This is a genomic window from Algoriphagus sp. 4150 (genome assembly GCF_031457395.1).
Classification (GTDB): domain Bacteria; phylum Bacteroidota; class Bacteroidia; order Cytophagales; family Cyclobacteriaceae; genus Algoriphagus.
Window position 1 is genome coordinate 68194 of the sequence record NZ_JAVDWS010000018.1, and the last position, 16505, is coordinate 84698.

A 16505-nucleotide genomic window follows, 5' to 3' on the forward strand; every position below is an offset into this window, starting at 1 on the left:
CTTAAAAAAGCATGACTTTACAGGATTTAGCTGTTTCTATTTTGGGAGGGATGTTAGTACTGTCGGGGTTTGCGATACGGTATTGGGTTGGGAAGCGACGTTTCTACCGGAGAGGTCCGGGTGGATTACAACATTATTCGCACTATTCCAGAGCGCTTATAGTTTCTACGATTGAACGGGTTGCAAATTTTTTGAGCCTTCCAATTATACTGGTTGGAATATTCCTACTGGTATTTTGGTGGATGTATGTCAGAGAGATCGTCTTGGATAGAAATAAAGATGATGTTAAAAATAAGACAGAATACAATGCAGATCCCAAAGCCCACTTCCTTGTTCCTGCGGAAAAGGGCTTTGGCTTAAAGCAGAACTGCCCTACAGCCAAAGAAATTCATTCCCTCGCTTCCATGAATTATTTGGTGTAAGGCAGTTTTGATTGCTAAAATATTTCTACACTGTCTGTAATTTTTTAAGCCGTTGACTAAGTTCTGTAAGCCCTGCTTTTTCTAAGCTCTCAGAGATAATGGTATTCAGTTCTTCTTCGGATTGTTTTGAGATCTGAATTACGACTTTTCCTGATTCTGATTTTTGCTCCATCCCCCGTGTGATTACTTCGGTTAAGAGCAGTACTGTTTTGCGAGGGATTTTCAGATCGATCTTTACCGGGTCATGCATTCCGGGAACTGCAAGCAATGTTTCGTAGATGGTTTCAAGTGGTGGGATGGCCATAGCTTCAATGGTTTTGATTAAGTAATATGATAGGCTAAATCTACCTTGAACGACCGAAAAGGGCCTATTTAGAAATTGATCAGGATAGGCAAGTGTCCGAAGCACTTTTTATTATTGTATCACCTGAACGACCGGGATTTTGAAATGGATCTGAGGTTTTTCCTAAGCTTTCTAAACCTTCAATAAGCTAAGGGGATTTCCTGTGTCCTCCGAAATCGGCAAGATGTACGGTTGTATCACAACCGGATCTTGATGACCCGCACTCCGAAGTCGTGCGGGTTTGAATTGGGAATGCTGTGGAACTGTGAAAATGAACTGCGATGGAGCAAGAAAACAAGAGAAGCAAATGGCTGCATGTCCGGCTAACCTTTAAAGAATATAAGAGAATCCAAAAAGCATATGGGGAAACTGTCCAGGATAGTCTGAGCGATTATGCCAGAAAATTACTGCTGAAAAAGCCTGTCATCGGTAAGTACAGGGATACCGGAATGCAGGAGCTTTTGGCTGAGTTGACAGCACTGAGAAGGGACTTGCATGGGATTGCCACCAATTATAATCAGCTGGTAAAAAAGCTCAATTCATCAGCAGGAAATGAGCTGGAAGTCCACCTGCCACTGGGAAAGAATTTGCAGCAGGAGATTGGAGTTTCATTGGAATCGGTGAACCGTTTTATCAGTCAAACGGCAGCAAAATGGTTGCAATCATAAAGACAAGCTCATCCATTAGGAGGCCGTTTCACTACAATGAAAATAAGGTGGTACAGGCCGCGGCTGAGTTACTTCTGGCTCAAAATTATCCCATCAAAAATGCGGAGCAGTCTGCTGATATGCGGCTGAAATACCTGCTTAGACTGGCAAGTTTGAATTCCAGAACGGGGGTAAATGCGGTACATATTTCATTGAATTTTGCTCCGGGAGAAGAGTTTGATAAAGAGAAATTACTGCAGATTTCTAATGAATACATGAAGGGGATTGGCTTTCAAAGCCAGCCTTATCTGGTGTATAGACATACCGATGCAGGCCACCCACATCTGCATATAGTAACCACAAATATTGCGTTGGACGGGAGGCGGATTCCATTGCATAATATAGGCAGACTCAAGTCTGAACCGACCCGAAAAGCATTGGAAAAGCAGTTTGGACTGGTGCCGGCCGAGTCGCAAAAGCAAGGGCTTTTTATAGCCAAGCCTGTTTCGGTTTCCCGACTGGACTATGGCAAATCAGAAACAAAGCGTGCCATTGGAAATGTGTTGCAGCATGTGCTAAAAGGCTATAGCTACACTTCACTTGCTGAGCTGAATGCTATTCTGCAAGGCTATAGAATAGTAGCTGACAGGGGAACGGAAGAATCAAGGATTTTCAAGAACAGGGGACTGGTTTATCGGGTGTTGGATGACCAGGGAAATAAGGTTGGCGTACCGGTGAAGGCCAGTAGTTTTTATTTCAAAGCAACGCTGAATTCCATCGAGTCCAAGTTTGAATCCAATGCGTTGGTGCGCAAAAAACACTTCCAATCCATTCGCGCAGCGATTGATCTGACACTTCTAAAGTTGAGGAAAAGCAGTTTGGATGGGGTGATAGAAAGCTTAGCGAAGCAAGGGATTGTCACGGTTAAACGAGTGAATCAAGAGGGCAGGCTCTATGGGATCACCTTTGTCGACCATCGGACCAAATGCGTGTTCAACGGGAGCGTATTGGGTAAAAAATACAGTGCCAATGGACTGATGGAAAGAATTAGAATTGATCAGAATGACACTAAAATCACTCAAGCCTCAACGGAAAAAGCGCCAAAAATGCCACGGGATATTCAGGATGTTCTCCCGTCAAAAATAACTGATACTGAAAGGAGAAGTGACAATTTAGGCAGTTCTTCAAGAGGCCTGTTGGAGACAGTGATCACTCCCGAAGAGACGTATAGCCATGTGCCGTTTGAATGGAGAAAGAAGAAAAGAAGAAAGAGAAAGAGGCTGACAAAATAGAGACGGAAACAAGAGGGGATGGGAATGCAGACAGGCGAAAATGAGCAGGGATTACGCAAGATTTTGGATATGACCCGGCTGATGGGAATCGGGGTGTTGGGATTGCATTATTATTTCTATTGCTATATCCTTTTTAAGGATTGGGGGTTGGTCTCGGATCTGACGGATGGCGTGCTGAAGAATATTTCCGGTACCGGATTGTATCGTGATTTTCATACATCCAAGCTTATTGCGTTGGCGATGCTGGTGATTTCTCTCCTGGGAATCAGGGGAAGAAAGAATGAGAGAATGAACGGCAAAACGGCTTTTGTATATGGAGCTTTGGGGCTGGTTTTTTACTTTGGGAGTTACATACTAATGAAATGGCAAAGGCCGGATGAATGGGTTTCGATTGCTTATATCTCATTGACTTCCATCGGTTTTTTATGCATACTTTCGGGTGGAACCAAGCTCTCCAGGATTATTCATGATAAACTAAGCAATGATGTTTTCAATACGGAAAATGAAACATTTCCGCAGGAAGAACGGCTGATTGAGAATGGATTTTCGGTCAATCTGCCGGCACGGTACAATCTGAAAGGAATGATCAGGGACAGTTGGATCAATATCATCAATCCCTTTCGTGGTCTGATGGTTTTGGGAACACCGGGGTCGGGGAAGAGCTATTTTGTCATCCGTCATGTGATTACACAGCACATCAAAAAAGGCTTCTCGATGTTTGTGTATGACTTCAAATTCGATGATCTATCGGTCATCGTTTACAATACCTGGCTGCAAAATAAGGCTAGCTATAAAGTCGTTCCTGAGTTCTATGTGATCAATTTTGATGATCTCACCCGGAGTCATCGATGCAACCCTTTGGCACCGGAAACCATGCTGGACATTACCGATGCAGCGGAATCAGCAAGGACGATATTGATGGGGCTGAACAGAGAATGGATCAAAAAGCAGGGAGACTTTTTTGTGGAATCACCGATCAATTTTCTGACCGCCATCATCTGGTTTCTGCGAAAATACAGTGGTGGAGAATTCTGTACACTGCCGCATGTGATTGAGCTGATGCAGGCAGATTACGATGAATTGTTTACTGTTTTGCGCACAGAAAAGGATATAGATGTCCTGATCAATCCCTTTGTGAATGCTTACCTGAATGATGTGATGGAGCAGTTGGAAGGACAGATCGCCTCTGCCAAAATATCCATAGCAAGACTTTCCTCAGCACAGTTGTACTATGTGCTTTCCGGCAATGATTTTACACTGGATATCAATAACCCCGAAGAGCCAAAGCTGGTTTGCATGGGAAACAATCCCCAGAAAATCCAGATCTACGGAGCCGTACTTTCACTGTATGTAAACCGCTTGGTGAAGCTGGTGAACAAGAAAGATAAGCTAAAAAGCAGTCTGGTGTTTGATGAATATCCGACGATCTATATAAATGGAATGGACAGCCTGATTGCCACTGCACGCAGCAATAAGGTAGCAACAACCTTGGGGGTTCAGGATCTCAGTCAGCTAAGAAAGGACTATGGGAGAGAGCTTGCAGATGTGATTATGGGCATAGTCGGGAACATTGTTTCCGGGCAGGTGACCGGGGACTCGGCAAAGCAATTATCAGACAGGATAGGGAAGATTATGCAGGACAGACAAAGCCTTTCGATCAACAGTGGGGATACCTCCATCAGCAAATCAAAACAACTGGAATCTGCTGTCCCGCCTTCCACAATTTCATCACTTTCATCAGGTGAGGTTGTAGGAACGGTGGCCGATAATCCGGACTGCAAGCTGACGCTGAAAGCTTTTCATTCTGAAATAATCAACGACCATCGGGCATTGAAAAAGGAGCAGGAAAACTACGTGCCCATCCCTGAAATCCGAAAGCTGGACAACACTATTGTACAGAGAAACTACCTGCAGATCAAGCAGGATATAAAGGATATCATTCTGGCTGAAATGGATAGGCTGGTAAATGATCCTGCATTGGATCATTTGGTGATCAGGAAGGGGTGATTAGATCTAATAACCAAAACGAAATCTAGCAAAGAGTGGGCTATTCAAGAAGAATGGTATGATCTATCGGCTTAGGGATTAAGTACTTCGGCATTGAACCCTTCAGATTGCCAATAGGAGGTAACCCCATCATCGAGATATACGAAAAGTGCTTCAACACCTTTCTGGTTTTCAATCATAAGCTTTCCCTCTTTCTCACCCATTACCATGCAGGCTGTGGCCAAGGCATCTGCGGTGAGGCAATCCCGTGCTTTTACTGTTGCACTGATCAAATGATGCTGAATGGGATAGCCGGTCCGTGGATCCAGAAGATGGGACTGCCTTTTCCCTAAGCTGTCTATCCGAAAATGCCGGTAGCTGCCAGAGCTTCCCAGAGCCTCGTCTTCTAAAGCAATGATTGCATAGAGGTGATCAGCTTTGCCTTTTTCTGAAATTGGGTTTTCTATACCGATTTTCCATGGAATTCCTTTGGGGCTTAGTCCTTTGCAAAGAACCTCCCCGCCTATTTCCACTTTGAAATCCTTAATTCCCTCTTTTTCCAAGAAATCACCAACCATGTCAATACCATACCCTTCTCCCAAGAAATTAAGATCCAGCGTCACCCCATCCTTTGAAGAGGTTAACATACTGTCGTTTTGAATTATTACGGAAAAATCCGTGAACTTCAGAAGTGAGTCAACTGCAGCGCTGTCTAGCTCTTGAGGATCCGATGAACCAAATCCCCATGCTTCAATTAGCGGCATCAGGGTGGGATTAAGTGCTCCATTTGAAAGCCCGTTAAAATGTTTCGCATTTACAATCAAATCTTTTAAATACGGGGATCGAAAAACCACTTTTCCGGTCTGGTTAAATTCAGAAAGTTCTGATTCCGGCTCATATTTGCTCACTGCTTTCCCATACACATCCAGTAGATATTCAATGGCTTCCTGATGATCTTCATTGGCTTTATAGTGAATGGAATAATAGGTTCCAAATATATCGCCTTGAATTTCAGTAAATTGGATTTCGGGGGAGTTGCAGGAAAAAAGGAGCAGGAGGAGAAAGTATTGGGTTTTCATCCGTATATCATTGATTTTTAATAGTCATAACTTGTCCCGAAAATCGGGATAGCCAGTCCCGAACCTACCTGCCGTAGGAAAGCTTGATTCGGGAGAATCTTTGACGATTAAAATAACCACCCTGTGTGTTTTAATGATGATTTTAATCGTGTCGATTTCATGTGCTAAATTTAGAACTTAATTATTCCTCCATCTAACCAAACTTCTATAAAGAGGTTCGGCTGGAAAGAAACTAGCACTTATGTGTTTAGTTGTTGTAGCGGAATGAGAGATAGGATTTGTATTGGAATATTCAAAAAAGGTACACTGACTCTACTCCACAATTAGTATATGATTTTGAGAAATTAGTAATTCCTATTCAAAACACTAATCACTAATTTCTTCACAGTGTCCATTTCCTCCGGTTTGCTGGAAGCGATAAACAAGGTTAAGCTGGCCAGTGCATCATTGCTGATGATTGAACGCCCTTCCTCATTATGCAATAGCTCATTTGACTGCAAAAAAAGAAGGAAGCATGCTGCTGCAATCCGCTTATTTCCATCCACAAAGCCATGATTTTTGACAATCAGGTATAGAAGAGTAGCTGCTTTTTCCTCTAGAGTAGGGTAGAAGTCCTCTTCACCAAAACCCTTGCTAATCTGTGCAACCGCGCTTTCAAAGCTTCCGTCTTTTTCCTTTCCAAATACACCGGATTCAAAATCTGATTTCATTGCAAAAATTACTTCTTGGTAGTCAGCTAGCTCAGGATAGTTTGCCTGTCTTTTAGTTAATCCTTTTTTATCAAGGTTCTCATGATCATAATCATCCAGTAATTCAAGGCCTTTGGCAAAGTGGTTGAGCCAGTCCAGGTTTTGATCTTGTGCTTTTTGTTCAATTGCCCTGCTTAGGATTCGAATTCCGTCTTTAAGAGTCTGGACTTCCTGCTGCTTCTGAGAAAGTCTCCTCTCATTGATGGCATAACCTTGAACGAGAAAGTCTTTCAATCTTTGAGTAGCCCAGATTCTAAATTGGGTACCTTGTTTAGAATTCACCCGATACCCTACAGATAAAATGAGGTCGAGGTTATAGTACTCCATTTCACGATGAATCCTCCGTTTTCCTTCGGTTTGAACTGTTGCATTTTTTGCAACAGTTGATTCTCTTTCAAGCTCACCTTCATTGTATATATTTCTTATATGCCTAGAAATAACTGATTTGTCACGATGATAGAGTTCTGCGATTTGTTGGAGCGAAAGCCAAAACGTTTCGCCTTCAAACTTTACTTCTATCTGGGTTTGACCATTGGGACCTTGGTATATTTCGATTTGATTTTCCATTGTTGTTGTTCAATTTAAGATTCATTTACGAGTTTCAGGTGCTTCATTTAAAAAAGAAGTCAGTCCCGATTTCATTGTAATTTTTCCCTTAGAGCCTTCATGTCAAAACTTATCTTCGTATCCAGGATTTTGGCATAATGCTGCGTTTGCTTTAGGGATTTGTGGCCGAGCATTTTTGATACCGTTTCAATAGGGACTCCATTGGCTAGAGTGATTGTTGTGGCAAATGTGTGCCGTGCGATATGGAAAGTGAGCGGTTTATTGATCTCACAGACATCTGCGATTTCTTTCAGATACGAATTCATCTTTTGATTGCTCAACACAGGCAATAAATGAGTCCCGTCCTGGCATTGAGGATGGTTCCTGTACTTTTCAACCAACTCCAAAGCTTTCGGCAATAAGGGGAGTCGGGTAGGGGAATCGGTTTTTTGCCGATGGGTATAAATCCACTGTTCCCCGTCAATCCCTGTGGATATCTGGTGTCTTCCAAGGTTTTTGACATCAATGTATGCCAGACCCGTGTAGCAGCTAAAAAGGAAAATATCCCTTACATGGTTTAGCCGTTCTGTCGCGAAATGTTTTTCGGATATCTTTTGGATTTCAAGCCATGAAAGAAAGGCACGGTTGACTTCTTTTTTGACCATCTTGAACTGAACAAACGGATTTTTGATCAGCCAGCCGTTTTTTATGCAGATCAAAACAATTTTTTTGAAATTGGATAAGTACTTCACTGTAGTGTTGTGGCTACAGTTCTGTACTGATCTTAGCCAGAAAGAATATCCTGAAATAAATTCATAATCCAAGAGTTGGATGTCCATGTCATCGGATCCGTATTTCCATTTGATAAATGCGCGTGTGTGTTCCAGCGAGGTTTTGTATCGCTGCAAGGTCCCCGGGGCAAATTCTTTCCCCAGCAATGCAGCCACCTGTTCATTGTGCTCCCGGAAAATCTCCAGAATCATTTTTTTCTTGTCACCGATTCCAAGAAGGACATTTTTCAATGCTTCCGCGGTGACTTCCCTGTCCGATTCAATCAGTTGTTTTTTTGCCTGAAGTGCTTTGTAGGAAAGTGTATCCAGAAATGTGTTTAGCGTTCTGCTGTCCTCTTTGTTTCCTTCGGCTCTTCCGGCGCCGGTGTTCCATTTCGAGGGATTCCATAATCTCTTTGTGGAAATTTCTTTGGAGATCCCGTTGACGGTGATTCTGAGATAGACATACCTCTCTTTTTTTGAGTTGTTTTTGGACTGTTTCAAAAAGAAGAGCAATCCGAAGCTTTTTTCTAACATGATTTGATTAGTTAGGTTGAAGAAAATTCGGAATACAAGCTCTAAATCACAAGATGTCCACTTATTGAACATGTTGATAATCAAAATAATACGATGTTTCCAGTGCGTCTTTTTTCCCGGGCAGGTGAACTACACGAATGACGCACTGGAATTACAGGCAATTGTGAAGATTTTGGTGGTTTTTGACCATAAAAAAAGCCTGTAAAGATTTTCTTTACAGGCTTTTTTTGAATCTGATGAGTTTGATAAAGTGAAAACACGATCTGTAATCTGGTGATTATCAGGGGTTTTCATTTTAAATCCTTCTTGAATTGATTTTTTTGCTCTTTTTTCAAGAAGCTTGCCGACTTTATCGGCAAGGTACTCAGCAGAGGAAGAGGGATTCGAACCCCCGGTACCTCACGGTACAACGGTTTTCAAGACCGCCGCATTCGACCGCTCTGCCATTCCTCTAGGTCGCCCTCAGGTTTTGTGCCCGATTAGGATTGCAAAAGTAGGATAAAAGTAAACTTTTGCAAAATGGTTCCGGGCTTTTTCTGCTAACCTTCTGATTGCTTTGGAATTAATTTTAAATTATTCTGCCGTAGATGCCCCGTTTCCCATGTTTTTACTTATCCAGAAGTCAACTTCCTCCTCCAATAGGTTCAAAGGAAGGGCTCCTTGCCCAAGTATTAAGTCATGAAAAGCTTTTAAATCAAACTTGTCGCCTAAATCCCTTTCTGCTTTCGCCCGCAGTTCTTGAATCTTCAGCATGCCAATCTTATAACCGGTAGCCTGTCCCGGCATCACCAGATATCTCCTTACTTCAGATTGAATCGCTCCCGCCGAAATGGAAGAATTTTCTTCAAAATAGGCGATGGCGTCAGCTTCTGTCCATCCTTTGGAATGAAGTCCGGTATCTGTGACCAGGCGGATAGCTCTCCAAATCTCGTTAACCAATCTTCCGAAATCATAATAGGGATTCTTGTATCCTCCCATTTCCTTAGCCAATTCTTCCGAATACAAAGCCCAGCCTTCCACATAGGCATTGAAGAAGACCTGAGTCCTGAATTTGGGGATATTTTCCAGTTCCTGCTGTATGGAGATCTGCATATGATGTCCGGGGATTCCTTCATGGTAAGCTACTCCTTCCATAGTGGATTTGGGCATAGCCGACATATCCGATAGGTGTACGTAATATGTGCCATTTCTGCTTCCGTCAGGTGTTCCCGGAGAGTAATGTTGTGGAGCGCCATCTTTTTCCCGAAAAGCTTCCACGCGTTTTACATCGAGTTTAGCCTTGGGCAATAGCCCAAAATATTCAGGAGTCTTCTTGTTCATCGTGTCTAAGAAAGCAGTAGACTCGTCTAAGTAGCCCTGCCTTCCCTCGTCCGTATTAGGGAAAAAGAATTGCGGATCACTATTGACAAATTTGAAAAATGCCTTTAAATCTCCTTCAAAACCTACTTGCTCTTTTATGGCAAGCATTTCCTTTTGTATCCTCTCCACTTCCCTGAGTCCGATTTCGCGGATTTCATCAGCGGATAAATCCGTAGTAGTGGCATTTTGCAGCCTGAAAGCATAGTACTTGTCTCCATCCTTATGACGGCTAAGCCCGGTAGGTGCCTTCTCTAGGGTCGGCAACTCCTCCCTAAGCCATGCGATCAGATTTTCATATGAAGGTTTGAAAGAGTTTTGGAGCGATTCCTTGGCTTGTGATCTTAAGGCTTCACCTTCTTCTGTAGTGATTTTCTCCTCTTTCTCCAGTGTTTGGATTTTCGAAAGTGCATCATTCCAAAGCGGAGAGTCTTTGTCAGAATTATCAAAAGGTTGGCCTTGGATCAGTGCCTCAGCTTGTTTGATTACATAATCGTAGGCGAACTGTGGAGGCTTATATCCTTCTGTTGCTTGTGTCTTGGCTCTTTCCAAGAGTTGGCCCATTGCTCTTCCCAGCTCGTCATATCGGGAGATCAAGGCTTCCATATCAGCCAAGGAATCAACAGTGTGATAATTGATCAATATATTGGGCAGCGAGGTGTGTGAACCTGTCATTTGGTTGAAGGCATACCCGGAATTCCTGAATTCGTATTCCAATTTTGCCTGTTCATACTGGTATTCCCAAAGCTTCCAGGATAATTGTGCTTCATGGTCAATTTCGTCCAAGGCAAACTTTTCTTTCATTTCCGCCACACTGGCTTCCATCCAGTCTAGTTTCTTCTTTTCGCCGCTTTCACTCATGTCGTCGATTTCAGAATAATGATCTTTTCGGCCTTGAGCGGTCAATTGGATGGGACTCATCTGAAGCAATTCTTCATATTTCTGATCAAACCAGCTGTTTATTTCAGCGGTGGAATCTTTTGATTCTTCAGAGGTTGTGCAGCTGTACAGACAGATCAAACACAATAGTAAAAGAGTGTAACGTAGCTTTAAACTTATCTTCATAAAGTTGGGTTTGGATTTCTCTTAAAGTTAAAAAAAAATCGTTCACATCTCAGCAGGTAGGTAGGACCGTATTCTTACGATGGATAGAATGGAAGAGGGAAAAAGCCTTATTCTGCCAAACTCTTTTTCTCTTCCCGTACCAATTCCTCGATTTCTGGCTTTTTCCGCTTTTTGCTTTCCTCAACCAAATCCAAACTCACATTTACCTCAAAGCACACAATGATGATGATGGATGTGATCAATAGCCAAAGCATCAATGCAATCAACGTCCCTATTGAGCCATAGAGTCTGTTGTAGCTTGCAAAATTGTTTAGGTAAAAAGTGAAGCCATAGAAACCAAGCGTGATAAGTAATCCTGCCAGTTTTGCTCCTACAGAGAAGAACTTCCACTTATCATGTACTGCCGGGGCAAATCGAAAAATAAACGCCGTGGTGATGTAAAACATGAAAAGTAGAATGAGGAATTTCAGACTGGAGAACAGGAATATCATAAAGCCTGAATTGAAGACTTGCAAATCGTCAAGCCTGCGGATAATTATTCCTCCCAGTATCATTACCAAGCTGGCAGTGATCACTGTCAATGCAAGCATACACACAATGCTGACTGCGATACCTCTGCTTTGAAGAAAACCTCTATTATCCTTAGTTTGATAAACTGAATTAAAGGAATTCATCATGGACACCACTCCTTGGGTGGAGGCAAATAAGGCAAAGAAAAAACCCAGAGAGAGTAGACTTTGTCTTGGTTTGGACACGATATCCATGATCGTTCCCTCGGATTGGGTATAGATTTCTTCAGGAAGGATTTCTTGGGTGAATTTGAGAATGTTTTGGGTGGTGATGTAGGGGAAAATATCCTGCAAGTATGGAATAAGATTCAGCAGAAATAAGATCATAGGAAAAAGCGCTATCGTATAGCTGAAAGCCATAGAACCTGCACGTTCTAATATATCGTCCTTTTGCAGCTGAATCAAAAAAATCCTCCCGACATCATAAAGATTTTTGTCCGGGTCACCTAAATGGATTTTCTTGAGCTTTCTAGCTTGCCAAAGTAGCCTGACTTCTAACCTAAGGATTTTTGTTTTGATCACTTTATCCTACTTCTTGAAAATACCCTTTCAATAAAGCTAACAAATTATGCGGAGGTCTGGTCGGCTTATGGGTGTCTTTTTTGAGGAAAGTAAGTATTGTCCAGCCTTCGGTAATAAGTTCTTCCTGCTCATTAAACACCTCATATTCAAATCGAATCCGTATACCGGGTAGGGTAGGGATGTTAGTCTTGATAGTAAGTAGTTCATCGTATTTCCCCGGTTTGATGTAGCGAAAATGACTTTCCAGCACCGGCATCATAATTCCCTCTTCCTCCATTTCCCTGTACGAAAACCCCGCACTCCGCATAGCTTCTACTCTGGCTACCTCGAAGTACATCGCGTAGTTGCCATAATAGACGTAACTCATCTGATCTGTTTCAGCATATCTCACTCTTAGCTGGGTTTCGGCTGTGTACATGATCAATAGATTTTAGCGGCGTTCAGCGCGGCCTGATATTTCCTGGCGTTAGCATTGTGCTGATCCAAGGTAGCGGCAAAAGCATGGTAGCCCGAAAAATCTTCTTTCGCACAAAAGTAAAGGTAGCTGTGGTTTTCCGCATTCAGCACCGCATCCAGGGAATTGATGTCCGGAAGGTTGATGGGGCCAGGTGGAAGACCTGCATACATATAGGTATTATAAGGACTGTCTGTTTCTTTATGGACGTTTAGGACTCTTTTGAGTTCAAAGTCCCCCAAAGCAAATACTAAGGTAGGATCTGCCTGAAGAGGCATGTTTAATCGTAATCTGTTGAGATAAACACCTGCGATTCTTGGTCGTTCATCTGCTTTTTGGCTCTCTGCCTGTACAATACTTGCCAAGGTGCTCACTTCTTTTGGAGATAGACCAAGCAAGCTGGCTTTCTCTTTTCTCGTGTCCGTCCAGAAGCTGTTGTATTCCCTGTACATCCTGTCAAAAAGCGCCTCTGCACTGGTGTTCCACCAAAGTTCATAGGTGTTTGGAACAAACATGCTCATGATCGTCTCTTCGTCAAAATCAAATTTACGGATATAGACTGAGTCCTGAACAAGTGCTAGAAACTGATCTTCCGAAATCTCCATATTGGCAGTGATTTTTTCAGCCAAATCCTTTTTCGTTCTCACATTGTTGAATGTGACCCGGATTGGAGTCTGCTTTCCTGACCGGAGTAGTTTCACCAGTTCGAGATTTGTCATCTTTGGTCTGATGGTATAAAGACCCGGTTTCACGTTTTCCTGATAGTCCAAAAGTTTGGCAAGAAATCCGAAACTCAACAGGTCATTCACAACTTTGTCGTCGTAGAGTTTGGCGGAAACCGTTTTGTAGGAATCATTGCTTCCTATCTTCAACATGTAATTTTGTTCGGATTCAAGCAGCGTATTGGGGCTGAAAAAAACCTGATAGAAATAGAAACTCAGAGAGATAGTCATTACCGAAAAAGCAATGACTAGGACGAGGTAGACGTTTTTTCTTTTATCGCTTTGCATACTGGGGTCAAAAATAGGGAAAAGAGATAAGAGAATCACCAACTGAAATGTCAATAGGATTATTCGATGAAACGTCCGCCCTAGATTATTCTCAATCTCTTTCTAGAATGATAGAAGTACTTTAGTGAAAGTATTAACCCTGGCTTACCTAAAGATTTGTGACATTTAATGAAGTTCTTATCTTGGTGTTCAAATCAACTGGAAAGAGGGTCTATGAGAATAAAATCGGTATTCATTTTAAGCTTTACGTCCTTCTTCACGGCATCCTGTTATAATCCGCAAACGCCGGAGGAGTTGTTTGACCTTGCAAAAACAAAATTGTTAGGAGCTGATGAGGTGCGATTTAACATGACTACGTACTGGGAAGACCCTAATTTGAAAGAAATTGAAATCACGGAGAGCTTAGTTAGACTTCAAAAGAAGGAAAATAAATTCTTTGATTACAATTACATCGGAGAAAAGGAATCAAGCGTCTTAGCTTATTTGGATGATGTGCTCCTGCTGGTAAACCATACAGATAGTACGGTGAAAGTCTATGAGGAGAATCCCATAGACCGATATGAACACATGGCATCCGATAATATCTATTTAAATTATTCACCAATTGGTTTGATGAGAAAGAAATCATGGACATACAGTACAGACACAGTAATTGACAACAAGACTTACCATGATTTTGTGAATGTAGAAATGGACACTTTAATCGATGATAAGCACGTATATCTGGAAAATCATTTAATGATTAATCCCGCCAATGCTTTAGTGGATTATTATTCAAGAAGACTTTTTCACAACGGTATGAGATCGCAACTGATTGAGGTGGAATTTTCAGCTTATGAGTTTCCGATAAATGAACCTGGCTTAAGCTACCTTCCCCCTCCGGGTTATACATCCCAAACCTCCGGGGATAATGAAAGAAAAGTGTTGCTTTCTAAAGGTGAGCAAGCCCCCGATTTTGAGTTGACAGACTTGGAAGGGAATAAAGTGAAGCTTTCTGATTATAGAGGGAAGAAAGTATTTCTGGATTTTTCTATGATTCGCTGCGGCTGGTGTAAAATCGCATTAGAAGAGTTCAATAAGGATGATTTCAATTTTAAAGAGAACATAGTTCCCCTTTATATCAATCCTGTTGATGAAATCAGTCTAATAAAGAAATATGCTGCAAATGTTAGGGTTTCATTTCCAATTTTGCCAAACGCAAAGCAAGTGGGAGAGGAGTATGGAGTGAGTGGCTATCCCTCTTTTTATTTGATAGATGAAGCTGGGAAAATTGAGTTGTCATTTTCTGGTTTTGATGAGAAGCAAATCAATAAAGTACGGTTGTAGCCGCTTTAAATAAGGTCTCGATAAGCCTTCAAATTAAGTGCTATCCCAATGCTAATAAGTAATGAACAAAATAATCCCTGTCAGTTGCGCTATCATCTTCTCAGATCGTAAAGTCCTTTGTGCGCAGCGATCCCATACGATGTCTCTGCCGGGGCTATGGGAATTTCCCGGCGGGAAAATTGAAGTAGGAGAAAGTCCGGAGGCTTGCCTTATCCGGGAGATTAAAGAGGAATTGGCTATTTCTATTCGCATAGGTTACGCGATGACACCCCATGAGCATTCCTATTCGGAAGGACAAATCATCCGGTTAATTCCCTTTGTATGCAGTTGGGAAAGCGGGAATATTGACTTGCTGGAACATCAAAAAGTAAAATGGCTTGCTAAGCAAGAATTAAAATTTCTGGAATGGGCACCCGCAGATTTCCCGATAGTAGAGGACTTAATTGGGAATTGGAACAATATTGAGAAACAACTAGTTGATTATAAAAGAGAACGTTAAAATATGGCTGCTGAATTGATTCGATTATACGAGGAAAACCCTGATCCTGATAAGGTAAGGCAAATTGCCGCCACACTTCGTAATGGAGGAGTAGTGATCTATCCTACAGATACTGTATATGGTATGGGCTGTGATATTATGAACTTGCGTGCAGTGGAGCGTATCTGTAAGATCAAGGGGATTAATCCCCGGAAACACAACTTTTCCATTATCTGCGCTGATCTGAGTAATATCTCTCAATTCACCCGAGTGATCAGCAAGTCTGTTTTCAAGATGATGAAAAAAGGATTGCCGGGTCCATTTACCTTTATTCTGGAAGCAAGTAACCAAGTGCCGAAGATCCTGCACAGCAATAAAAAAACACTGGGAATCAGAGTGCCGGATCATAACGTTCCCCGGATGTTGGTGGAAGAATTGGGGCATCCTATCCTCACTACTTCCATCAATGATGAGGATGAAGTCATAGAATACAGCACCGATCCCGAATTGATTTTCGAAAAATATCAGCATCTCGTTGATATAGTGATTGATGGAGGCTATGGACAAAATATTGCTTCGACTGTTCTGGATTGCACAGGAGAAGATGTGGAAGTGATCAGGCAAGGCTTGGGGAAATTGGAAGATATAGAATAGAATGGCAAAGAGCATTGCAGTGGGACTGCATTATTTCCCTAATCTTGAGTTCTTCGCGGCGATTGCGGAAGCAGATGAATTGGTCGTTTTTCCTGAAGATACATATCAAAGACAGTCTTTTTTCAATCGAACCCAAATTAGGTTGGCAAACAAGGTTGCAACGTTGAGTGTACCGATTCAAGGCAGAAGGCCGAGGCTTCCGCAGAAAGACATCAAGATAGACAATTCCCAAAATTGGTTAGCTGTCCACTTGCGGGGGATTCAGAGCGCATATGGGAAAGCACCTTTTTATGAGTATTATTTTCCGTATTTTGAACAGGTTTTCCGGCAGAACTATGATGATTTATGGAAGCTAAACCGGGAAATGCTGACAATCTGTCTTAGGTTGCTGGGCTTGCCTGTCAAGTTGCGGGTGCAGGATGAAAGTGATGATCAAACTTGGACGCAGGACATAAGAGGCCAACTGATGCCGTCAGTGCCTTTTTCGGAGCGGAATTACTACCAACCCGAACCCTATTTCCAACTTTTTGGCTTAGACTTTGATCCTAACCTCAGCATTCTGGATTTGTTGTTTTGCGAGGGACCTGCTTCTAAAAGCATAGTCTTAAAGTCTGTAAAAAAACATTGAACAATCTGTAAAAGGATTGTGTTTTTGAAACAAATTCGGTAACATACGTTCAGGATTATTAAACAATCAGAT

General features: G+C 42.1%; 16 protein-coding genes and 1 tRNA gene. 8 read left to right on the forward strand and 9 right to left on the reverse strand.

Translation table 11 applies throughout. The features are described from left to right. Positions 1-11: 11 nt before the first annotated feature. Positions 12-422: a hypothetical protein gene (locus J2X69_RS19290; protein WP_310107045.1), complete on the forward strand. Its 411-nt coding sequence runs from the start codon at positions 12-14 to the stop codon at positions 420-422. A gap of 25 nt (positions 423-447) precedes the next feature. Here J2X69_RS19290 and J2X69_RS19295 read toward each other — a convergent pair whose 3' ends face one another. Next, the gene (locus J2X69_RS19295) at positions 448-726 is read right to left on the reverse strand and encodes a hypothetical protein (RefSeq protein ID WP_310107046.1); all 279 of its coding nucleotides are present in this window, start codon (positions 724-726) and stop codon (positions 448-450) included. Positions 727-1046: 320 nt separating this feature from the next. Between J2X69_RS19295 and J2X69_RS19300 the strand changes: the two genes are divergently transcribed. Genes J2X69_RS19300 through mobC form a run of 3 tightly spaced genes read left to right on the forward strand, consistent with a single transcriptional unit; the run spans position 1047 to position 4711 of the window. Continuing rightward, positions 1047-1433 carry a plasmid mobilization protein gene (locus tag J2X69_RS19300; RefSeq protein ID WP_310107049.1) on the forward strand — a complete coding sequence of 129 codons (387 nt, stop codon included), beginning with the start codon at positions 1047-1049 and terminating at the stop codon, positions 1431-1433. Continuing rightward, positions 1418-2704 carry a relaxase/mobilization nuclease domain-containing protein gene (locus J2X69_RS19305; RefSeq protein WP_310107051.1) on the forward strand — a complete coding sequence of 429 codons (1287 nt, stop codon included), beginning with the start codon at positions 1418-1420 and terminating at the stop codon, positions 2702-2704. Before J2X69_RS19300 ends, J2X69_RS19305 begins: the two co-directional genes overlap by 16 nt. Positions 2705-2722: 18 nt before the next feature. Beyond that, a complete protein-coding gene (gene mobC, locus J2X69_RS19310; protein ID WP_310107053.1) occupies positions 2723-4711 on the forward strand; it encodes a conjugal transfer protein MobC in 1989 nt (662 codons plus the stop codon). A 71-nt stretch (positions 4712-4782) separates the two neighbouring features. Here the strand turns inward: mobC and J2X69_RS19315 are convergent, their stop codons facing one another. From J2X69_RS19315 to mltG, 8 genes are all read right to left on the reverse strand, one after another. Then, positions 4783-5769 carry an FAD:protein FMN transferase gene (locus tag J2X69_RS19315; RefSeq protein ID WP_310107055.1) on the reverse strand — a complete coding sequence of 329 codons (987 nt, stop codon included), beginning with the start codon at positions 5767-5769 and terminating at the stop codon, positions 4783-4785. A 344-nt stretch (positions 5770-6113) separates the two neighbouring features. Beyond that, positions 6114-7085 (reverse strand): RhuM family protein, encoded by a 972-nt coding sequence (gene rhuM / locus J2X69_RS19320; protein WP_310107056.1) that lies wholly within the window; start codon positions 7083-7085, stop codon positions 6114-6116. A gap of 71 nt (positions 7086-7156) precedes the next feature. Continuing rightward, positions 7157-8371 (reverse strand): site-specific integrase, encoded by a 1215-nt coding sequence (locus J2X69_RS19325; RefSeq protein WP_310107061.1) that lies wholly within the window; start codon positions 8369-8371, stop codon positions 7157-7159. Positions 8372-8739: 368 nt separating this feature from the next. Next, a tRNA-Ser gene (locus tag J2X69_RS19330) sits at positions 8740-8824 on the reverse strand. Between the two features lie 120 nt (positions 8825-8944). After that, complete coding sequence (locus tag J2X69_RS19335; protein ID WP_310107063.1) at positions 8945-10792, reverse strand: DUF885 domain-containing protein; 1848 nt, start codon at positions 10790-10792, stop codon at positions 8945-8947. Positions 10793-10899: 107 nt separating this feature from the next. Then, the gene (locus J2X69_RS19340) at positions 10900-11880 is read right to left on the reverse strand and encodes a YihY/virulence factor BrkB family protein (RefSeq protein WP_310107121.1); all 981 of its coding nucleotides are present in this window, start codon (positions 11878-11880) and stop codon (positions 10900-10902) included. A gap of 4 nt (positions 11881-11884) precedes the next feature. Further along, positions 11885-12301 (reverse strand): thioesterase family protein, encoded by a 417-nt coding sequence (locus J2X69_RS19345; protein WP_310107064.1) that lies wholly within the window; start codon positions 12299-12301, stop codon positions 11885-11887. A gap of 2 nt (positions 12302-12303) precedes the next feature. Then, positions 12304-13347 carry an endolytic transglycosylase MltG gene (gene mltG / locus J2X69_RS19350; RefSeq protein ID WP_310107065.1) on the reverse strand — a complete coding sequence of 348 codons (1044 nt, stop codon included), beginning with the start codon at positions 13345-13347 and terminating at the stop codon, positions 12304-12306. A gap of 213 nt (positions 13348-13560) precedes the next feature. Between mltG and J2X69_RS19355 the strand changes: the two genes are divergently transcribed. The 4 genes from J2X69_RS19355 to J2X69_RS19370 all read left to right on the forward strand — a co-directional run bounded on the left by J2X69_RS19355 (position 13561) and on the right by J2X69_RS19370 (position 16433). Next, on the forward strand, positions 13561-14673 hold the full coding sequence (locus tag J2X69_RS19355) for a redoxin domain-containing protein (RefSeq protein WP_310107067.1): 1113 nt from the start codon (positions 13561-13563) through the stop codon (positions 14671-14673). A gap of 61 nt (positions 14674-14734) precedes the next feature. After that, positions 14735-15172 (forward strand): (deoxy)nucleoside triphosphate pyrophosphohydrolase, encoded by a 438-nt coding sequence (locus J2X69_RS19360; protein WP_310107070.1) that lies wholly within the window; start codon positions 14735-14737, stop codon positions 15170-15172. A 3-nt stretch (positions 15173-15175) separates the two neighbouring features. Beyond that, positions 15176-15805, forward strand: a complete 630-nt coding sequence (locus J2X69_RS19365; protein WP_310107073.1) for an L-threonylcarbamoyladenylate synthase — start codon at positions 15176-15178, stop codon at positions 15803-15805. 1 nt (position 15806) lies between these two features. Next, entirely contained in the window at positions 15807-16433 is a 627-nt protein-coding gene (locus tag J2X69_RS19370) for a WbqC family protein (RefSeq protein WP_310107075.1), read from the forward strand. Positions 16434-16505 lie beyond the last annotated feature (72 nt).

Bases quoted from the DNA above. Each gene is read 5' to 3' on its own strand.
- J2X69_RS19290 (WP_310107045.1), top strand. From the start codon at position 12: ATGACTTTACAGGATTTAGCTGTTTCTATTTTGGGAGGGATGTTAGTA.
- J2X69_RS19295 (WP_310107046.1), bottom strand. From the start codon at position 726: ATGGCCATCCCACCACTTGAAACCATCTACGAAACATTGCTTGCAGTT.
- J2X69_RS19300 (WP_310107049.1), top strand. From the start codon at position 1,047: ATGGAGCAAGAAAACAAGAGAAGCAAATGGCTGCATGTCCGGCTAACC.
- J2X69_RS19305 (WP_310107051.1), top strand. From the start codon at position 1,418: ATGGTTGCAATCATAAAGACAAGCTCATCCATTAGGAGGCCGTTTCAC.
- mobC (WP_310107053.1), top strand. From the start codon at position 2,723: ATGGGAATGCAGACAGGCGAAAATGAGCAGGGATTACGCAAGATTTTG.
- J2X69_RS19315 (WP_310107055.1), bottom strand. From the start codon at position 5,769: ATGAAAACCCAATACTTTCTCCTCCTGCTCCTTTTTTCCTGCAACTCC.
- rhuM (WP_310107056.1), bottom strand. From the start codon at position 7,085: ATGGAAAATCAAATCGAAATATACCAAGGTCCCAATGGTCAAACCCAG.
- J2X69_RS19325 (WP_310107061.1), bottom strand. From the start codon at position 8,371: ATGTTAGAAAAAAGCTTCGGATTGCTCTTCTTTTTGAAACAGTCCAAA.
- J2X69_RS19335 (WP_310107063.1), bottom strand. From the start codon at position 10,792: ATGAAGATAAGTTTAAAGCTACGTTACACTCTTTTACTATTGTGTTTG.
- J2X69_RS19345 (WP_310107064.1), bottom strand. From the start codon at position 12,301: ATGTACACAGCCGAAACCCAGCTAAGAGTGAGATATGCTGAAACAGAT.
- mltG (WP_310107065.1), bottom strand. From the start codon at position 13,347: ATGCAAAGCGATAAAAGAAAAAACGTCTACCTCGTCCTAGTCATTGCT.
- J2X69_RS19355 (WP_310107067.1), top strand. From the start codon at position 13,561: ATGAGAATAAAATCGGTATTCATTTTAAGCTTTACGTCCTTCTTCACG.
- J2X69_RS19360 (WP_310107070.1), top strand. From the start codon at position 14,735: ATGAACAAAATAATCCCTGTCAGTTGCGCTATCATCTTCTCAGATCGT.
- J2X69_RS19365 (WP_310107073.1), top strand. From the start codon at position 15,176: ATGGCTGCTGAATTGATTCGATTATACGAGGAAAACCCTGATCCTGAT.
- J2X69_RS19370 (WP_310107075.1), top strand. From the start codon at position 15,807: ATGGCAAAGAGCATTGCAGTGGGACTGCATTATTTCCCTAATCTTGAG.